Below are 17,456 nucleotides of genomic sequence, written 5' to 3'. Positions count from 1 at the left end.
ATGCTCCGACAAAAGTTAAGTTTTTAATTATTTATTAGCGGATGAAATTCAATATTCCTTATTCAACTTCATCCTGCCATCATTGAACCAATCTATTCATCATCCTCCCTATTCAGTGGAAGATTGGATCAGATAAGGCTGAATCACTCGCCAGACTTCCGGCAGTTCAGTACAGCCCTGTGAATTAATGAAATGCCCTTGATGCTCAGCACAGACTACGATTGCATCCAGACTTTCCGCCTGCTCCAGGCTAAAGTCAGGCTGAACCCGATCGTCACCTTCCGAATAAATCACCACACGTTCATCAATCTGACGTTTCAGTAACTCAAAATCCACTTCAGCCGCGTCAATGAAAGGATTAACTTCTTCCAGACGTCCCAGTCTGCCATTAAAACCGGCCACCAAAACCAGTTGCCTGATTCTCTGATTTTTTAATTCGCGACTTAAATAATGTAATGCAGCCAGACAACCCAGACTATGCGCAATAAAAATACTATTTTCGTCAATCCCATCAATCTGTTCACGCATTTGCTGTTCCCAGACCTCCAGTTTTGGCGTAGTTGACGGGTCAAGTCTGAGTACTTTCAAGCTGACATGTTCCTGCTGGGCTTTTTCCTGAATCCATGGAAACCAGTTTTCTTCAGGACTTGCGGTATAGCCGTGCACCACAATCACTTGAGTCATTAGATACATCCTTCTGTATTATTTTATCTGTATTATTTTATTTCGAATGTTTTCGAGTCTGCCTGATTTTTCTGGAAATTTGGGTAAGCAAATGTTGTTTTGTTTAAACTGGATATAAAAGAAAATACAGACAATAAAAAAAGGCGCTATACGCGCCTTTCTTACTTAAAACAGTTATTTTTTGTCGTTGCCGCCGAACAGTGGACCCATACCACCGCCGCCACCAAACTGTTTTTGCAGACCGCTCAGTGATTTCATCATTTTTGCCATACCAGACGGATTGGCAAATTTCTTCATCATCTTCGCCATTTGCGCATGCTGCTTGATCAGCTTGTTGACTTCTGACACTTCCATACCGCAACCTGCTGCAATACGCTTTTTACGGCTTGGATTCATCAGGTCAGGGTTACGGCGTTCCTTAATGGTCATCGACTGAATAATCGCTTCCATTTTCTTCACTTGCTTTTCAGGATTCGCCTGCGCAATTGCGTCTTGAATACCTGAATTGCTCATGCCTGGAAGTTTGTCCAAGAAGCCCATCATGCCGCCCATCTTGTTCATCTGCTCGAATTGCATCAGCATATCTTCAAAGTTGAAGCTACCGCCTTTCTGCAATTTCTTCGCCATTTTCTCGGCTTTTTCTTTGTCGATTTTGCGTTCAACTTCTTCGACCAAAGAAAGGACGTCACCCATACCCAGAATACGCTGTGCCACACGTTCCGGATGGAAAGGTTCCAGCGCATCCAGTTTTTCGCCCATACCGAGGAACTTGATTGGCTTGCCAGTAATCGCACGAACAGACAGTGCTGCACCACCGCGCGCATCACCATCGGTTTTAGTCAGGATCACACCCGTCAAAGGAAGCGCATCGTTAAATGCTTTGGCTGTATTCGCCGCATCTTGACCAGTCATGGCATCGACCACGAACAGGGTTTCAGTCGGATTAATCGCTGCATGCAGCTCTTTAATTTCTTCCATCATGTCGTCATCGATATGCAGACGACCTGCGGTATCGACAATCAACACATCAGCAAACTGGATTTTTGCCTGTTCAATTGCACGATTGACGATGCTGATTGGCTTTTCAGTAGCACTCGATTCAAGGAAAATCGCGCCAACTTCGCCAGCCACTGTCTGTAACTGCTTGATCGCGGCCGGACGATAAACGTCGGCAGACACCATAGCCACTTTTTTCTTTTGACGTTCTTGCAGGAAGCGTGCAAGTTTGGCTGCAGTCGTGGTTTTACCCGCACCCTGCAAACCGGCAAGCAGTACCACCACCGGTGGTTTCGCTGCAAGGTCAAGGCTTTCATTGGCCTCGCCCATCATTTTGGTCAATTCGTCATAAACGATTTTGACGAAAGCTTGCCCTGGTGATAACTGAGTCATCACTTCCTGGCCTAATGCTTCTTCCTTAACTTTCGCGATAAATTCACGAGTTACAGGTAACGCAACGTCGGCTTCAAGAAGTGCCATACGTACTTCACGTAACGTATCTTTAATATTGTCTTCGGTTAGCTGCCCTGAGCCAGTAACATTTCTTAAACTCTGCGTGAGTCGTTCTGTTAAGGTATCAAACATTGCAAAATCCGCTTAAAATAGCCAGTAGCAAAAAATTGTTTCTTAAAATAGAAAATTTATGCATAGAATGCTATAGGATACTGTAGTTCGCACTGAATTTATATAAATGAATATTCATCACCCTTAAAAAGGTTTGACATGCTTAGCCTACCCTTGGTTTACACGATCTTAGCATTAATCGCTTATACCTCCTCTTTTTGGTATCTGTTCATTCATTTAATGGCTAAACGTACTCCAAATCAATGGTTTGTCGGCTTAACAGCTTTAGTCGGACTGGTACTCCATGCTTTGGTTTTATCAGGTGACATGTATACCCCGATGGGGATGAATTATGATGTATTTGCCTTACTTTCCTTTACTTCAGCGCTAATGTTGCTGCTAAGCATCATTTATAGTACCTATCGGCCGATTATTGCATTAAACCTGATTGGTATTCCCGTCGCTGCGACTGGCCTGATTCTCGGTTTCAGCTTTACCCAACCAGCGAAAGTTATTGCACAAAATTCCCTAGGTCTGGATATTCATATTATCCTATCCTTGTCCGCTTACGCTGTGTTATTGATGGCGACGATTCAGGCCGTGATTTTGCGGTTTCAGGACCGCGAACTGAAGAAAAAACAGAAACGTCGGGTTTGGGTGAATCTATTGCCGTCCTATCAGGATATGGAATCTTTATTGTTCGATATGCTGATGACTGGTTTCATTCTATTGACACTAGCATTGGGTTTCGGCTTCTTTACCATCGATAATTTCTTTGCCCAACATCTGGCCCATAAGACTGCCTTTAGTATTGTGTCCTGGCTGGTTTATGGTGCATTACTGATTGGACACTGGAAATTTGGCTGGCGTGGCCAGAAAGCAGTTCGTTTTACCCTGCTTGGGTTTGGTCTGCTGGCGCTCGGTTTTATCGGTTCCAAATTTGTACTGGAAATGCTGTTAAACAAATAAGCTGATTGATCTTTAATATTATAAAAAGCCCAGCTAAGACTGGGCTTTTTATTTAATTATCCTTTTCTTGATCTGGATTTATCCTTCCCACTCGTAGCGATAGCGGCCAGCTCACTACCCGGGGCAATTCTGGGTCTTCCCATTCTGACAATAAGGCATCTGCCAGTACATTCAGCGGATTATGTCCGAGTGCCTGGGTGGCTGCTTTTACGGCTGACCAAGTACTCATATAGCCTATCAGTTGGTAAAAATTCCATTCGACTTGTAATACCGGCAGCTGTACAGCAATTTCATGAAATGGGAATGGCAGATTTTTGTATCCTTCATCAACATGGCGGCGTTCAGGTGCCCAATAGGGCGCAATGGTCACTTCATAAAAATGTCTGAAATAATGATTCAGATGTTCTTCATCGACACTGAATACCCCATAACTAATAAGAGCCAGAATAGCATTGGGTTTTGCAATACGGCGAACTTCCGCATAGAACTTGTCCAGATCCAGCCAATGTGCAGCCTGTGCAACTGAAATCAGATCCACACTCTGGTCAACACATGGGATTTCTTCTGCTAAGGCCTGATGATATTGAATTTTCGGATGAGGTTGGGCCTGTGCGATTTGTTCACTACTCGCATCAATGGCAATCACCTGATCAAAATAATGTGCCAAAACCCCTGAAAACTGTCCTGAGCCACAGCCAACATCTAAAGCTACTTTCGTACTCGGTGCCAATTCTGCCAATATCTTTCCCAAAACATCCGGATAATGCGGGCGAAACAAGGCATAATCTTGGGACTGCTGGGAGAAATGGTCTTTAAATTCCCGACTTTCCATCTGCACTTTCCTGACCTGTTTTCTCACAGCTTAACTCGATCCGGAAAGGCGACAATAGTAATTTGGTTTCATTTCCAATAAGTTTAAAACTAAAAAATTAGCGTATTTTAATTATCTAAATTTTTTAAAAATCAGCTAGTTTAACTATTTTGCTTGATTTGATAATCCGCTTTAAAGTTCTGATAACTACGTCGCTCTGCGGAATTTTCGGTTAAAGCTTCTACTTCCTGCATGGTATTCAGGCAACGTGTAGTGAGCTGGATATATTGCTCGGTGCCATGGCTTTTCCAGGCAATTTCTTTTTCTTCTAAAGGACGGATGACTTTTGCCGGACTGCCAAGTACCAGATTATTTGCTGGCACTTTGAATTTAGCCTTAACTGTACTGTTGGCCCCAACAATGACATTCTCCCCGATTTCGGCCTCATCCAGAATTACACTGTTCATACCGATCAAGGCATTTTTTCGTACCACGCAGCCATGCAGAATGGCACCATGACCAACATGGCCATATTCTTCAACCAAGGTCACACTGTCCGGAAATCCATGAATGGTACAGGAATCCTGTACATTGGCATTTTTCTGGATATGAATCCGGCCAAAATCGGCACGCAACGAAGCGAACGGACCAATATAAACTCCGGCTTCAATGATCACATCACCGATCAGCACAGCCGTAGGATGGACATAAGCTTTAGGGCTGACGACAGGAATAACCCCATCAATCGCATAACATGGCATAGACTCCTCCTTGAGCTACTAGGTTCATGATCTTTTAAATATTAAAAAGTCAATTCCGGCTGCTTTAAGCCACCAAAACGTTTATAAAATTGTGGATGTGCAGGTGGCATAAAACCTTCCGCTGTCCGGGCAGTCTCCAGGAAAAACTCATCTCCTGCTGCAAATACTGCCTGATATAGATTGGTACTCAGGTTGCGCGCAATCAGTGACAACCAGTCTGTTGGCAACAGTTCAAATGGCAGATTCGGGTCTTTCAGTAAAATACGGCGATATTGATGGATCAGCAGGATACGAATCTGAAAGGCTTGTACTGGATCCAGTTCCTCTTCATTTTCCACCAGATAGAAAAACTCGCGGAAATCGCTAATAAATTTTTCATAACGCTGATGCAGTTCCGGGATTGGCCAGTTAGTCTCAACCATGCGTTTAATGGTTGGATAAGATTCCTGCCAAAGCTGTAAAGTTTCAGCATGAAACACTACGACCTGATCGGTCATCTTGTTATTCAGTAACAGGTTTTGCAGTTTCTGCTGATCACACCCCGGATAGGCCATGACATTGGTCGCGATATTGGCAAAGCCTAACCATTCCAGTTCTTTTTTTAGCGTTTGTTTATTTTCTAGTTCAACTGAACTGAGCAGAACCAGATCCCATTTCTGATCCCATTCATTATGCTGGAAACTATAAATTTTCTGGTCTGCGGTAATAAAACGCTGACGGCTGCTTTCGGTAATCCGGTAATAACTGGTGCGGCCAATCTTTTCTGAACTCAGCCAGCCATTTTGTACCAGACGGAATACGGCAGTACGCACAGAACGCTCATTGAAGCCAAATACATCCATCAGCTGAATCAGGCTGGCAAGACTAATGACTCCCCCACGGTGATAAATACTGTCACCAAAAATCGTCATTACCAATGAGGTTCCACTGAGGGTCTCATTCTGAATGAAATCATCAATTACTTGTTTTAATTTCGGATTCATTATGTTCAATTTACCTTGTCAAAGCCGGATGACAGACCTGAGCCTGTCATCCGGACGTATTTAAGCGGACTTTCGGATATCAAACACCCGCTGAGCCTTACCTTCAGAACGTGGCAAGCTACCTTCCGGTAAAACTTCCACACTGACACTAATCCCGACCATGGTCTTGATTTGTACTTTCAGCTGATTTGCCAATTGGCGTGTCATATTTATAGCATTATCTTTACGCATTTCGGTACGAATATGCAATGTATCCAGATGACCCTGCTTGCAGATCTGAATCTGATAATTTGGAATAAGCTGCGGAATATGCAGGATTTGCTCTTCAATTTGTGATGGGAACACATTCACACCACGAATAATCATCATGTCATCACTGCGACCGACAATCTTGTCCATACGACGCATGGTACGCGCTGTACCTGGCAATAAGCGTGTCAGATCACGAGTACGGTAACGAATTACCGGCATACCCTCTTTAGTAATGGTGGTAAATACCAGCTCTCCCAGCTCACCGTCAGGTAATACTTCACCAGTTTCCGGATGGATAATTTCAGGATAGAAGTGATCTTCCCAAATCGTTGGACCATCTTTGGATTCTAGACATTCCATCGCCACACCTGGTCCCATGACTTCAGAAAGGCCATAAATATCTAGCGCATCAATACCCAGTCGTTCTTCGATTTCACGACGCATTTCATTGGTCCATGGCTCTGCACCAAAGATCCCGGTCTTGATCGAACAATCCTTGGCAGTCCCGAATTTTTTCTCTAGACACTCAATAATATTCAGACAGTAAGATGGCGTGACCATTAAAGCCGTTGGCTTGAAATCATGAATCAGCTGGGCCTGCTTGTCAGTTTGGCCACCTGACATTGGGATTACGGTGGCGCCCAGACGTTCTACACCATAATGTGCCCCTAGACCGCCAGTAAATAGCCCATAGCCATAAGACACCTGAATCGTATCCTTATTGCTGAGTCCGGCTACACGTAACGAGCGTGCCACCACATCTGACCAAGTGTTAATGTCATTCTGGGTATAACCGACTACAGTCGGCTGACCTGTGGTCCCTGAAGAAGCATGTACACGGACAATCTGCTCCTGAGGCACAGCAAACATGCCAAATGGATAGTTTTCGCGCAGATCCTGCTTGGTGGTAAACGGGAATTTTGCCAGATCGTCCAGTGATTTCAGATCATCCGGATGGACACCGGCTTCATCAAACTTTTTCTTGTAAACCGTACTGTTCTGATAAGCATGCTGTAGTGTTTTTTTCATACGTTCCAATTGCAGGCCACGTAATTCATCTACTGAAGCGGTTTCAATTTGTTCCATTGCCTTGTTATTCATATTCTTGCTCCTGCTGCAGTCATCCTGACTGCTGATGATTTCTCTTTTGATTCAGTCCTTAAGCCACATTTTCCAGAATCAGTGCGACACCCTGTCCAACACCGACACACATGGTACAAAGGGCATATTTTCCTTGCTTACGTTGTAATTCTTTCATGGCGGTAATCACTAGTCGCGTACCGCTCATTCCGAGTGGATGGCCAAGGGCAATAGCACCACCGTTTGGATTGACTCGCGAATCATCATCCTGAAGGCCTAGCTCACGTAGCACTGCAAGCGCCTGTGCGGCAAAGGCTTCATTTAGTTCGATCACATCCATCTGTTCCAGACTTAAGTTTGTCTGTTTTAATACTTTCTGCACTGCGGGCACTGGACCGATACCCATATAACGTGGTTCTACTCCTGCACTGGCGATTCCTACCACCCGTGCTAGCGGTTTCAGCCCATATTGTTCTGCGAAATATTTATTACCCAGTAGCACACAGGCTGCACCGTCATTGACACCAGACGCATTACCCGCAGTTACCGAACCACCTTCCTTGCGAAATGGTGCTTTTAAAGAAGCCAATTTTTCTAAGGTAGTATTAGCACGTGGATGCTCATCTTCAGCAATCACCTGAGTAGAACCTTTAGCACCTTTGATTTCTACTGGCAGGATTTCTGCCTGAAAAATGCCATTCTGCTGTGCCTGTGCAGTTTTTTTCTGGCTGCGATAAGCAAACAAATCCTGATCTTCACGATTAATCTGATATTTTTCAGCTACGTTTTCTGCCGTTTCCGGCATGCTATCTACGCCGAAACCTGCCTTGAATTTTGGATTGATAAAACGCCAGCCAATGGTGGTGTCATAAATTTCCGGAGTACGGCTAAATGCTGTGGTGGGCTTGGATTGCACAAATGGTGCACGGCTCATGGATTCTACCCCACCGGCCACTACAAATTGCGCTTCACCCGATTTAATTGCACGTGCTGCCAGACCGACAGCATCCAGACCGGAAGCACAGAGACGATTTACAGTAATGGCAGGCACACTTTCCGGCAAACCCGCTAAAAGTGCTGCCATACGCGCGACATTACGATTATCTTCACCGGCCTGATTGGCACAGCCTAAAATCACCTCATCGATTTCTGCCCACGGCAGATTAGGATGCTGCTGTTTTAAATACTGGATCGATAAAGCAGCAAGGTCATCGGCACGAATACTACTCAAATCACCTGCATAACGACCAATTGGGGTACGAATACCGTCAAAAATATAAACATGTTCCATCGTTCTTGTTCCTTAGCTCGCCATCCCTTAGTCTGTTGGCGATCCTTGTTGCGCCTGTCCTAGCGCTGTCTAATTAATTAAATATATACCAGGATGTATCACTCTTCACCAAAAATACGATACATATTTTTTAATATTTGTAAATTTGTGTCATATTAAATTCTATTTACTCACCCAAATCATTTATCTGAATAAACAAAATAAAAAACAAATTACATATCAATAGCTTGACTATAAAAATAGTGCATAAATCTATTTTTTAAGATTTCATTTACTATCAGGGTAATACTACATATAACATAGGACCTAGCTAACCATCAGACCAAATAGGTATCATATTCATACCTGTCAGGAATAATTCAACTCGACCAAGTTGCTAAGCGATAACTGAAGGGAAAAAATCGCACAACTTTGAGCCGAGTCAAATCCATCTCCGGCAGATTTAGCAGCCCTTATATTGTGGTGTTCGTTTTTGCATAAAGGCCTGAACGCCCTCACGATAATCACTGGAACGGCCCGCCAGACGTTGCAGATCGCGCTCTAGAATCAGTTGCTCATCCAGATTATTGTCTGCGGCGGCATGAATCGCTTTTTTGATCAGAGATAGACCATAAGTCGGCTGAGTCGCCAGATGTGCAGCCATTTTTTCAGCTTCTGCTTTTAACTGATCATCTTCAACTACCTGCCAGATCATGCCGAGTTGCAGTGCACGTTCAGCCGAGATTTTGTCACCCAGCATCGCCAGACCCATCGCTTGGGCACGGCCAACCAGACGTGGCAGGAACCAGGTACCCCCTGAATCTGGCACCAGACCAAGACGGCAGAAAGCCTGAATAAATGAAGCAGATTTGGCAGCTACTACGATGTCACACGCTAATGCGATATTTGCACCTGCACCTGCTGCCACACCATTTACAGCACAGATGACTGGTTTCGGCATTTCAGTAATCAGTTTAATCAGCGGATTGTAGTATTTTTCAATCGATAGCCCCAGATCTGGCGCATTAGCATTTGGATCAACCACACGATCGTTCAGGTCCTGACCGGCGCAGAAACCACGACCTTCTGCAGAAATTACCACAGCGCGAATTGCTGAATCTTGCGCCCAGCGTTTTACGACAGAAGATACTTCCTGATGCATGGTTTCATTAAAACTGTTGAGCTGTTTTGGACGGTTAAAAGTCAGATAGCCCACTGCATTTTTTTCTTCGACAATAATTGTTTGGTAATCCATTGCACACCTTTTAAGTTTCTATTTCGTTCATGCATTTATCTGCATGATGCTTAATTTAAAATCTTTACTCGTCGAAACTGAGACGAACATTTTGAGTGGTTGGACGCGCCTGACAGCTCAGCACATAACCTTTCTGGATTTCTTCTTCTTCCAAGCTATAGTTGATCGCCATTTCCACTTCACCTTGCAGCACCTTACATTTACAGGTTGCGCATACCCCGCCCTTGCAGGCATAAGGTAGATCTGCTCCAGCACGTAAAGCAGCATCCAGAATACTGTCATCCTGCTTGGATACTTCAATGATCAGCTCACGACCATCCAGAACGATGTTGACCTTTTCCTCAGTACGGCTTTCGATCTGCTGTGTAGAGGCTTTTGGTGCAGTCCCGGTATTAAAGCGTTCGGTGTGAATTTTGCTGCGTTCAATCCCGAGGGTTGGCAATACGGTTTCGACCGCATTCATCATTTCTTCAGGACCACAGGCAAAGCAGTGATCGGTTTCTGCTGGAATCAGGCCTGCCTGAAACAGCTGCTGCAGTTTTTCTGCATCAATACGACCATTAAAAATCTCGCTGTCATTCAATTCTCGCGAGAAAATATTGATCAGTTGCAGACGCTCTTTAAAGCGGTCTTTCAGATCCATGATCTGTTCAGAGAACATGGTCTGTTTCCAGGAACGGTTACCATAAACCAGTGTAAAAGTGGCATCTTGCTGACGGCTCAACACTGCTTTGACAATAGACAAAATTGGTGTAATGCCACTGCCTGCAGCAAAGCCCAGATAATGTTTACCACCAGCCTTGGCCGCTTTCTGGAAAAACACGCCTTGTGGTGGCATCACTTCCAATACATCACCGACTTTCAGATTTTCATTGGCCCAGATCGAGAATTGGCCCTGATCAATTTTCTTGATCGCAATACTCATGTCTTCATCAGTATCACTACAGATCGAATAGCAACGGCGCAATTCTTCCTGTTCTGTCATGTGACGGATGGTCAGGTGTTGGCCCGGCTGATACTGAAAGCTTTCGGCATGTTCCGGACTCAGTTCGAAAGCAATGCAAATTGCCTGTTCAGTCTGAGGCTGAATCGATTTAATGGTTAACGGAATAAACTGTCTCATTTCAAAATCCTTCTTAAGCTGTGGCGATCTCACGCTTTATTGTTATGGCTTGTGCGCTTAAGCCCTTAAATACATTTAAAATAATCAAACGGCTCTAGGCATTCCTGACATTTGTACAGCGCCTTGCAAGCGGTTGAACTGAATTCACTGAGTAATCGGGTGTGCTGGCTATGACAATGTGGACACTGGATGCCATCGCTGAGTGCGACATGGGTACCGCAGCTGTTTGAACCACCTTTGGGCGGGGCAATGCCATATTGCTGCAGTTTCTGTTTGCCTTCCTCACTCATCCAATCGGTGGTCCAGGCTTCTGACAGATCGACCACAACTTTGACCGGCGTCAGCTCATGTGCTGCAAATGCCTGGGTGATTTCCGCCTTAAGCAGATCGGTTGCCGGACAGCCACTATAAGTAGGCGTCAATCGGACGATGATTTCATCCTGCGGGTTGATCTCCACCCCACGAATCATGCCCAGGTCAAGGACCGACAGGACCGGAATTTCCGGATCGGAAACCTGGGCCAGGACCTCCCAGCATTGGTCTTCTACATGTCTGATCAGATTCATGCCACTCACTCCCTGTGATGTGTTGGATTTACCAGTTCATACTTGGATAGCTGCGCTGCATATATTGCAGTTCCGCCAGTACATAACCCAGATGTTCGGTATGTAGTCCCTGCTTGGCTCCACTACGGTAAGCACCACTTTCTGGCAAGCTCAGTTCAAAACGTTGCAACTCAGCAGATATGCTTTCCAACCATTTCGGTTTCAGCAGTTCCACATCCGGAATCAGGTGAGCATCAACCAGCTGACGTTCATCTGCAGTCAGGCTGAACAACTCTTCGGTAAAACGCCATAGCTGATTCAGACCATTCTGGATTTTTTCATGAGCTTCTGCTGTACCTAAGCTCAGGCGTTCCATCCATGAGGTTGAAAAACGCAAATGGTATTTCACCTCTTTCAGCGACTTGATAGCGAATGAAGAAATGTTTTCATTCCTGCTATTGCTGAGTGCTGCAAACAGCAAAGCATGGTAATGATCCATCAACCACTGACGTACGATGGTTTGACCAAAGTCATTATTTGGCTGTTCGCACAGCAATAGGTTGCGGTATTCACGCTCGGTACGAAAATAGGCCAGTTTGTCTTCATCACGGCCCAGTCCTTCAATTTCACCGGCGAGACTCAGTGCTGTACGTGCCTGACCCAGTAAGTCTAGGCCGATATTTGCCAGTGCAATATCCAGCTCCAGTTCCGGTGCATGACCGCACCATTCCGCCAGACGGTGTGAAAGGATGAGCTGGCTGTCGCCAACATGTAGTAAAAATTGTGCTAATACCTGATTCGTCATTACTCTGCCCTCCACCTTACATGTGCTCGATGCCATCTGGAATGTGATAGAAGGTCGGATGACGGTAGACCTTGTTCAATGAAGGATCAAAAAACTCCGATTTTTCATCTGGTTGAGATGAGGTAATCAGTTCAGATTTCACGACCCAGATACTTACACCTTCATTGCGACGGGTATAGACGTCACGGGCATTTTGCAGGGCAATTTCATCATCAGGGGCGCGCAGGCTGCCGACATGACGGTGGCTCAGACCCTGTTTGCTGCGAATAAATACTTCGTATAAAGACCAGTTATTCTTGTTCATTTGCATATCCTTGTGCTATTCCGTTGCCTTAAGCGATTTTTCGTTGATCTGACTGCTGCTGTTGCTTGCTGGCATAAACTGCTGCTGATTCACGCACCCATTTGCCGTCTTCCCAAGCCTTGCGACGTGCTTCAATACGTTCGTGGTTGCATGGACCTTTGCCTGCCAGTACATCGAAAAACTCATCCCAGTTCACCTGACCAAATTCATAGTGGCCTGTTTCTTCATTAAACTTCAGGTCTGGATCCGGTACAGTTAGGCCAAGCTGCAATACTTGCGGCACAGTGTTATCGACAAATTTCTGACGCAATGCATCATTACTGAATAATTTGATTTTCCACTGCATGCTTTGCGCACTGTTTGGAGAATTGTCATCACTTGGACCAAACATCATTAATGCCGGCCACCAGAAACGATTCACTGCATCCTGTGCCATTTGTTTCTGTTCTGGCGTGCCTTGTGCCAGTTGCATCATGGCCTCAAAGCCTTGACGCTGGTGGAAACTTTCTTCTTTACAGATACGCACCATGGCACGTGCATAAGGACCATAAGATGTACGACACAGTGCCACCTGATTGACGATTGCCGCCCCATCTACCAGCCAGCCAATCGCAGCCACATCTGCCCAGGTCAGGGTTGGATAGTTAAAAATGGATGAATATTTCATGCGGCCAGCAATTAGCTTTTCCATCATGTCATCACGGTCTGCACCAAGCGTTTCTGCTGCACTGTAGAGGTACAGGCCATGTCCTGCTTCATCTTGCACTTTAGCCAGCAATACCGCTTTACGTTTCAAAGTCGGTGCGCGGGTAATCCAGTTACCTTCTGGCAGCATGCCAATCACTTCTGAATGCCCATGCTGGCCAATCTGGCGGATCAGGGTCTTTCTATAGGCATCCGGCATCCAGTCCTTCGCTTCAATAGAAATGTCCTGCTCTATCTTCTGATCGAATGTTTGTTGTTGCTTATTCATGTTTGTCTCACTTATCCCAAGTGCTGATACACTCAAATTAAAACGATACAAATATAAAATCAATACTATTTTTTGAGTATCATATATTTTTAAAAAGCATTTTAAGTTAAGTTATTGTTTTTAATATTTTTAAATTTTTAATTACATGAAAGTTACTTTTTTGTTTGCGGATTATGATTGACATTTAAGCTTTTTGATTGCAATTTATGAAACATCAAAAGCAAAAATAAACTCAACAACGTATCATAAATGGAGTTATACAATGTTGGAACTGGACAGCACCACCCAGAGCATGGATCTTCAGGACGACACGCAGGCGCATTACTCAGCTAAAGTTAAAGTATTGAGTTCACTGGTTTTAGGTGATGAACATAGCGCACAAAATGACTTGCGTACGGTCTATCACGCCATTAGTGGTGAAGCGATTTATCAGGTCAGCAGCCACGGCATCGACATGCATAACGTAGTGCAATATGCCAAACAGAAAGGGGCTGCCATTGCCCACTGGACTTTCCACCAGCGTGCCAATGCCCTGAAACAGGTGGCACAATATTTACTGGAACGTAAGGAAGATTATTACCGCCTGGCAGCCGCAACTGGCTGTACCCGCAAAGATGCCTGGATTGATATTGAAGGTGGGATCGGCACCCTGTTTGCCTATTCAAGTCTAGTTCGCCGTGAACTCAGCGATGAAACCGCACTGGTAGAAGATGCCTGGATTCCCCTATCCAAACAGGGCAGCTTTGGTGCCAAACATATCCTGAGCCCCAAAGCCGGTGTAGCAGTGCATATTAATGCATTTAACTTCCCAATCTGGGGTATGCTGGAAAAAATTGCACCTACTCTACTAGCCGGTGTGCCATGTATTGTTAAACCGGCAACAGAAGGCGCAGAACTGACACATACAGTGGTTAAAGACATTTTAGCCAGTAATTTACTGCCAGAAGGTGCTCTGCAGCTGATCTGCGGACAGACTTACAACCTGTTTGATCACCTGAATGCACAGGATACAATAACCTTCACAGGCTCGGCTGCTACCGGGCAGAAACTACGTGCACATCCACACCTGAATGCCCACTCCATTCCATTCAGCATGGAAGCCGATTCGGTGAACAGCGCCATCCTGACCCAGCAAGCCAACGATGAAACCATTGACTTGTTTGTGCGTGAAGTCTTCCGTGAAATGACGACCAAGGCCGGACAAAAATGTACTGCAATTCGTCGTGCCTTTGTGCCAGCAGCATTACTCGATACTGTACAGCAGCGCCTGACTGAAAAACTACAGAAAGTAGTCATCGGTGATCCTGCACAGGACGGCGTAACCATGGGTGCTCTGGCCAGCGTTAAACAGAAGCATGATGTTGCTGCTAAGGTAGAACAACTGGCACAGGAAGCTGAAATCATCATGGGTAGCCACCTGCGCCAGGACTTTGCCATCCAGGTCGCACATCCGGAAAAATCTGCTTTCTATCCACCAACAGTATTGTTATGTAAAGATCCGGTACAGGCCCAACAGATTCATAATATCGAAGCCTTTGGCCCAGTGGTTACATTGATGCCCTATAGTGACCTACCACAACTGGCAACATTAGTAGCTCGTGGTGAAGGCAGTCTGGTCGCTTCAATCGTGCGTAACCATGATGAAAATATTGAACAGCTACTCAGCAAGATCGCGCCTTGGCATGGTCGTGTGCATATTCTGGATCGTGAAAGCGCTAAGGAAAGTACCGGTCATGGTTCACCACTGCCATTGTTAGTGCATGGTGGTCCGGGGCGTGCTGGCGGTGGTGAGGAACTCGGTGGTCTGCGTGCAGTGAAACACTATATGCAGCGTACTGCTATTCAAGGCTCACCAAATGTGCTGACTCAGGTCGGTCATAGCTGGACTGCGGGTGCGGAGGTATTTGAAGACCGCGTGCATCCATTCAAGAAATCCTTTGATGAACTGCGGATCGGTGAACGCCTGCTGACTGCACGCCGTACCATTACTGAAGCTGATATTGTCAACTTTGGTGGTTTAAGTGGTGATTACTTCTATGCACATATGGATAAGATTGCGGCTGCGGAATCCCTGTTCGGTGAACGCGTCGCACATGGTTACTTCATTGTCTCTGCCGCTGCTGGTCTGTTTGTTGATGCCGCTCCGGGTCCTGTCATTGCTAACTACGGTATGGATAACCTTCGCTTCGTAGAACCGGTGAAAATTGGTGATACCATTCAGGTAGAACTGACCTGCAAGCAGAAAACACCAAAACCACTGCGTGATGAGCAAAAACCGCATGGTGTCGTGGTTTGGGACATCAAAGTGAAAAACCAGCGCAATGAACTAGTCGCGACTTATGACATCCTGACTCTAGTGGAAAAAACCGCTTAACCACCATTTTCAGATACTTAAAGCAAGAAGGGAATCAATTTGATTCCCTTTTTTATTCTTTTAAAAATAATTGTATCTTTTTAATCCAGACATATTGACGGCTGTGCAAATTACTCCTAGATTAGATTAACTGATACATATTAAAAATAAAAATAATTAAATTTGTATCAAATAAGCTAATCACTATAACTTGCACAGGATGTTGCATGATGAATGAAAAAACATTGGTCATAGACAAGGTTGACAATGACGTCCAACCACTCGATTCTCATCTAAAAATTACTACGCCTATCCCTGAACAGGTAGCTACAGAAATTCCACCAGCAGCTCCAGAACGTAGCAGCTATCAATGGTATGTAGTGATCATCTGTATGGTGGCTTATATTCTTTCTTTCGTAGACCGTCAGATTTTGTCCCTGATGATTGAGCCAATTAAGGCCGACCTGATGCTCAGTGATACCCAGTTCAGCCTGTTACAAGGGCTGGCTTTTTCCCTGTTTTATGCCTTTATGGGCGTACCGATTGCCGCACTGGCCGACAAGAAATCCCGTGTGAAAATTATTTCAGTCGGGATTGCCTTCTGGAGTCTGGCAACTGCAGCCTGTGGTCTCAGCAAAAACTTTATCCAGATGTTTCTGGCTCGCCTCAGTGTCGGTGCAGGTGAAGCAGCACTTTCCCCTGCCTTTTATTCCATTGTGGCGGATCTATTCCCTAAACATAAACTGGGCCGTGCGCTGGGTGTTTATGCCATTGGTGCTTTTATCGGTTCAGGACTGGCTTTCCTGATCGGCGGTTATGTCATCGGTCTGCTCAAAGATGTTAGCTTTGTCACTTTACCGATGATCGGTGAAATCAAAACCTGGCAGCTGACCTTTATGATTGTCGGTTTACCGGGTGTATTGCTGGCGCTGCTCATGATTTTGACCGTACGGGAACCCGAGCGTAAAGGCCTCAAAATGGATGCGAATGGTGTCGCCGTTAAAGCATCTTTTAAGAATTCCATCGGTTTTATTAAAACCCATAAAAAGACTTTCTTCTGTCATTTTATTGGCTTCTCTTTCTATACTATGATGCTGTATTCCCTGCTCGGCTGGGCACCGGCCTACTACATGCGTCACTTTGGCCTGGATGCAAGCCAGACCGGATATATCCTTGGAAGTATTATTCTTGTCGCAAATACTTCAGGCGCCCTATTCTGTGGCTGGCTCATCGACTTCTTTTCTAAACGTGGCTATAGTGATGCAGCGATTCGTGCCGGTGCAATTGGCTGTGCTGCCCTGATCATTCCAAGTGTGCTATTTACTCAGGTCGACAATATGCAGCTTTCATTCGCACTGATCTTTGTCGCCATGTTCTTCTCCACCTTCCCGATTCCGGCATCAGCCGCTGCTACCCAGATGCTGACACCGAACCAGTTGCGCTCTCAGGTATCAGCCAAATTCCTGTTGATTTCTAACCTGATTGCACTCGGTGTGGGTACAACTGCGGTGGCGCTGATTACAGACCGATATTATGAAAATACCTTAATGGTGGGTAATTCGATTTCTATCGTCAATGCTGTAGCTGGTGTAATCGGTGTATTCCTGCTGTATAAAGGCTGTCAGTATTATCGTGAAAGTATGAAAGTCGAAAAACTAATCGATTAAGACAATATTAGATTTTTAAGATTTAAATCCAAACCTTAAATCAGTCGATTTAAGGTTTTTT

At 45.1% G+C, this 17,456-nt stretch carries 16 protein-coding genes; 3 read left to right on the top strand and 13 right to left on the bottom strand.

Translation table 11 applies throughout. The features are described from left to right. Positions 1-108: 108 nt before the first annotated feature. A complete protein-coding gene (locus RJ01_RS07830) occupies positions 109-684 on the bottom strand; it encodes an alpha/beta hydrolase (protein WP_034170642.1) in 576 nt (191 codons plus the stop codon). Positions 685-858: 174 nt separating this feature from the next. After that, positions 859-2,265 carry a signal recognition particle protein gene (gene ffh / locus RJ01_RS07825; RefSeq protein WP_004783356.1) on the bottom strand — a complete coding sequence of 469 codons (1,407 nt, stop codon included), beginning with the start codon at positions 2,263-2,265 and terminating at the stop codon, positions 859-861. Positions 2,266-2,403: 138 nt separating this feature from the next. Here ffh and RJ01_RS07820 point away from each other — a divergent pair, with 138 nt between their 5' ends. Beyond that, on the top strand, positions 2,404-3,213 hold the full coding sequence (locus tag RJ01_RS07820; protein WP_034170641.1) for an inner membrane protein YpjD: 810 nt from the start codon (positions 2,404-2,406) through the stop codon (positions 3,211-3,213). Positions 3,214-3,265: 52 nt separating this feature from the next. Here the strand turns inward: RJ01_RS07820 and RJ01_RS07815 are convergent, their stop codons facing one another. From RJ01_RS07815 to paaA, 11 genes are all read right to left on the bottom strand, one after another. Then, on the bottom strand, positions 3,266-4,045 hold the full coding sequence (locus tag RJ01_RS07815) for a class I SAM-dependent methyltransferase (protein ID WP_034170640.1): 780 nt from the start codon (positions 4,043-4,045) through the stop codon (positions 3,266-3,268). A gap of 140 nt (positions 4,046-4,185) precedes the next feature. Then, positions 4,186-4,785: a carbonic anhydrase gene (locus tag RJ01_RS07810; RefSeq protein WP_034170639.1), complete on the bottom strand. Its 600-nt coding sequence runs from the start codon at positions 4,783-4,785 to the stop codon at positions 4,186-4,188. 41 nt (positions 4,786-4,826) lie between these two features. Next, complete coding sequence (paaX, locus tag RJ01_RS07805; RefSeq protein ID WP_034170638.1) at positions 4,827-5,768, bottom strand: phenylacetic acid degradation operon negative regulatory protein PaaX; 942 nt, start codon at positions 5,766-5,768, stop codon at positions 4,827-4,829. A gap of 60 nt (positions 5,769-5,828) precedes the next feature. Continuing rightward, on the bottom strand, positions 5,829-7,121 hold the full coding sequence (paaK, locus tag RJ01_RS07800) for a phenylacetate--CoA ligase PaaK (protein ID WP_034170637.1): 1,293 nt from the start codon (positions 7,119-7,121) through the stop codon (positions 5,829-5,831). Positions 7,122-7,179: 58 nt separating this feature from the next. Beyond that, positions 7,180-8,391 (bottom strand): 3-oxoadipyl-CoA thiolase, encoded by a 1,212-nt coding sequence (gene pcaF / locus RJ01_RS07795; protein ID WP_034170636.1) that lies wholly within the window; start codon positions 8,389-8,391, stop codon positions 7,180-7,182. Between the two features lie 442 nt (positions 8,392-8,833). Next, a complete protein-coding gene (gene paaG / locus RJ01_RS07790) occupies positions 8,834-9,625 on the bottom strand; it encodes a 2-(1,2-epoxy-1,2-dihydrophenyl)acetyl-CoA isomerase PaaG (protein WP_034170635.1) in 792 nt (263 codons plus the stop codon). Between the two features lie 64 nt (positions 9,626-9,689). Then, positions 9,690-10,748, bottom strand: a complete 1,059-nt coding sequence (gene paaE, locus RJ01_RS07785; protein ID WP_034170634.1) for a 1,2-phenylacetyl-CoA epoxidase subunit PaaE — start codon at positions 10,746-10,748, stop codon at positions 9,690-9,692. A 65-nt stretch (positions 10,749-10,813) separates the two neighbouring features. After that, on the bottom strand, positions 10,814-11,314 hold the full coding sequence (paaD, locus tag RJ01_RS07780; protein WP_034170633.1) for a 1,2-phenylacetyl-CoA epoxidase subunit PaaD: 501 nt from the start codon (positions 11,312-11,314) through the stop codon (positions 10,814-10,816). A 28-nt stretch (positions 11,315-11,342) separates the two neighbouring features. Further along, positions 11,343-12,098, bottom strand: coding sequence for a 1,2-phenylacetyl-CoA epoxidase subunit PaaC (gene paaC, locus RJ01_RS07775; RefSeq protein ID WP_034170632.1), 756 nt, complete (start codon positions 12,096-12,098; stop codon positions 11,343-11,345). Between the two features lie 16 nt (positions 12,099-12,114). Next, the gene (gene paaB / locus RJ01_RS07770; RefSeq protein ID WP_004783374.1) at positions 12,115-12,402 is read right to left on the bottom strand and encodes a 1,2-phenylacetyl-CoA epoxidase subunit PaaB; all 288 of its coding nucleotides are present in this window, start codon (positions 12,400-12,402) and stop codon (positions 12,115-12,117) included. A gap of 28 nt (positions 12,403-12,430) precedes the next feature. Next, complete coding sequence (paaA, locus tag RJ01_RS07765; protein ID WP_034170631.1) at positions 12,431-13,375, bottom strand: 1,2-phenylacetyl-CoA epoxidase subunit PaaA; 945 nt, start codon at positions 13,373-13,375, stop codon at positions 12,431-12,433. Between the two features lie 262 nt (positions 13,376-13,637). On the opposite strand from paaA, the gene paaZ reads away from it, so the two are divergent. Continuing rightward, positions 13,638-15,749: a phenylacetic acid degradation bifunctional protein PaaZ gene (gene paaZ / locus RJ01_RS07760; protein ID WP_034170630.1), complete on the top strand. Its 2,112-nt coding sequence runs from the start codon at positions 13,638-13,640 to the stop codon at positions 15,747-15,749. Between the two features lie 206 nt (positions 15,750-15,955). Beyond that, positions 15,956-17,395 carry an MFS transporter gene (locus RJ01_RS07755; RefSeq protein WP_034170629.1) on the top strand — a complete coding sequence of 480 codons (1,440 nt, stop codon included), beginning with the start codon at positions 15,956-15,958 and terminating at the stop codon, positions 17,393-17,395. The last annotated feature ends 61 nt before the right edge of the window (positions 17,396-17,456 follow it).

This window comes from Acinetobacter sp. YZS-X1-1 (genome assembly GCF_000804305.1).
Classification (GTDB): Bacteria; Pseudomonadota; Gammaproteobacteria; order Pseudomonadales; family Moraxellaceae; genus Acinetobacter; species Acinetobacter variabilis.
The sequence above is the reverse complement of the archived record's forward strand: the minus strand, read 5'-3'. Positions and strand labels throughout refer to the sequence as shown.

What these genes read in the sequence shown, in the direction of transcription:
- paaZ (WP_034170630.1), top strand. Translation starts at nt 13,638, where the DNA reads ATGTTGGAACTGGACAGCACCACCCAGAGCATGGATCTTCAGGACGAC.
- paaX (WP_034170638.1), bottom strand. Translation starts at nt 5,768, where the DNA reads ATGAATCCGAAATTAAAACAAGTAATTGATGATTTCATTCAGAATGAG.
- paaE (WP_034170634.1), bottom strand. Translation starts at nt 10,748, where the DNA reads ATGAGACAGTTTATTCCGTTAACCATTAAATCGATTCAGCCTCAGACT.
- paaC (WP_034170632.1), bottom strand. Translation starts at nt 12,098, where the DNA reads ATGACGAATCAGGTATTAGCACAATTTTTACTACATGTTGGCGACAGC.
- paaG (WP_034170635.1), bottom strand. Translation starts at nt 9,625, where the DNA reads ATGGATTACCAAACAATTATTGTCGAAGAAAAAAATGCAGTGGGCTAT.
- RJ01_RS07820 (WP_034170641.1), top strand. Translation starts at nt 2,404, where the DNA reads ATGCTTAGCCTACCCTTGGTTTACACGATCTTAGCATTAATCGCTTAT.
- RJ01_RS07810 (WP_034170639.1), bottom strand. Translation starts at nt 4,785, where the DNA reads ATGCCATGTTATGCGATTGATGGGGTTATTCCTGTCGTCAGCCCTAAA.
- paaB (WP_004783374.1), bottom strand. Translation starts at nt 12,402, where the DNA reads ATGAACAAGAATAACTGGTCTTTATACGAAGTATTTATTCGCAGCAAA.
- paaK (WP_034170637.1), bottom strand. Translation starts at nt 7,121, where the DNA reads ATGAATAACAAGGCAATGGAACAAATTGAAACCGCTTCAGTAGATGAA.
- paaD (WP_034170633.1), bottom strand. Translation starts at nt 11,314, where the DNA reads ATGAATCTGATCAGACATGTAGAAGACCAATGCTGGGAGGTCCTGGCC.
- paaA (WP_034170631.1), bottom strand. Translation starts at nt 13,375, where the DNA reads ATGAATAAGCAACAACAAACATTCGATCAGAAGATAGAGCAGGACATT.
- RJ01_RS07755 (WP_034170629.1), top strand. Translation starts at nt 15,956, where the DNA reads ATGATGAATGAAAAAACATTGGTCATAGACAAGGTTGACAATGACGTC.
- pcaF (WP_034170636.1), bottom strand. Translation starts at nt 8,391, where the DNA reads ATGGAACATGTTTATATTTTTGACGGTATTCGTACCCCAATTGGTCGT.
- RJ01_RS07830 (WP_034170642.1), bottom strand. Translation starts at nt 684, where the DNA reads ATGACTCAAGTGATTGTGGTGCACGGCTATACCGCAAGTCCTGAAGAA.
- RJ01_RS07815 (WP_034170640.1), bottom strand. Translation starts at nt 4,045, where the DNA reads ATGGAAAGTCGGGAATTTAAAGACCATTTCTCCCAGCAGTCCCAAGAT.
- ffh (WP_004783356.1), bottom strand. Translation starts at nt 2,265, where the DNA reads ATGTTTGATACCTTAACAGAACGACTCACGCAGAGTTTAAGAAATGTT.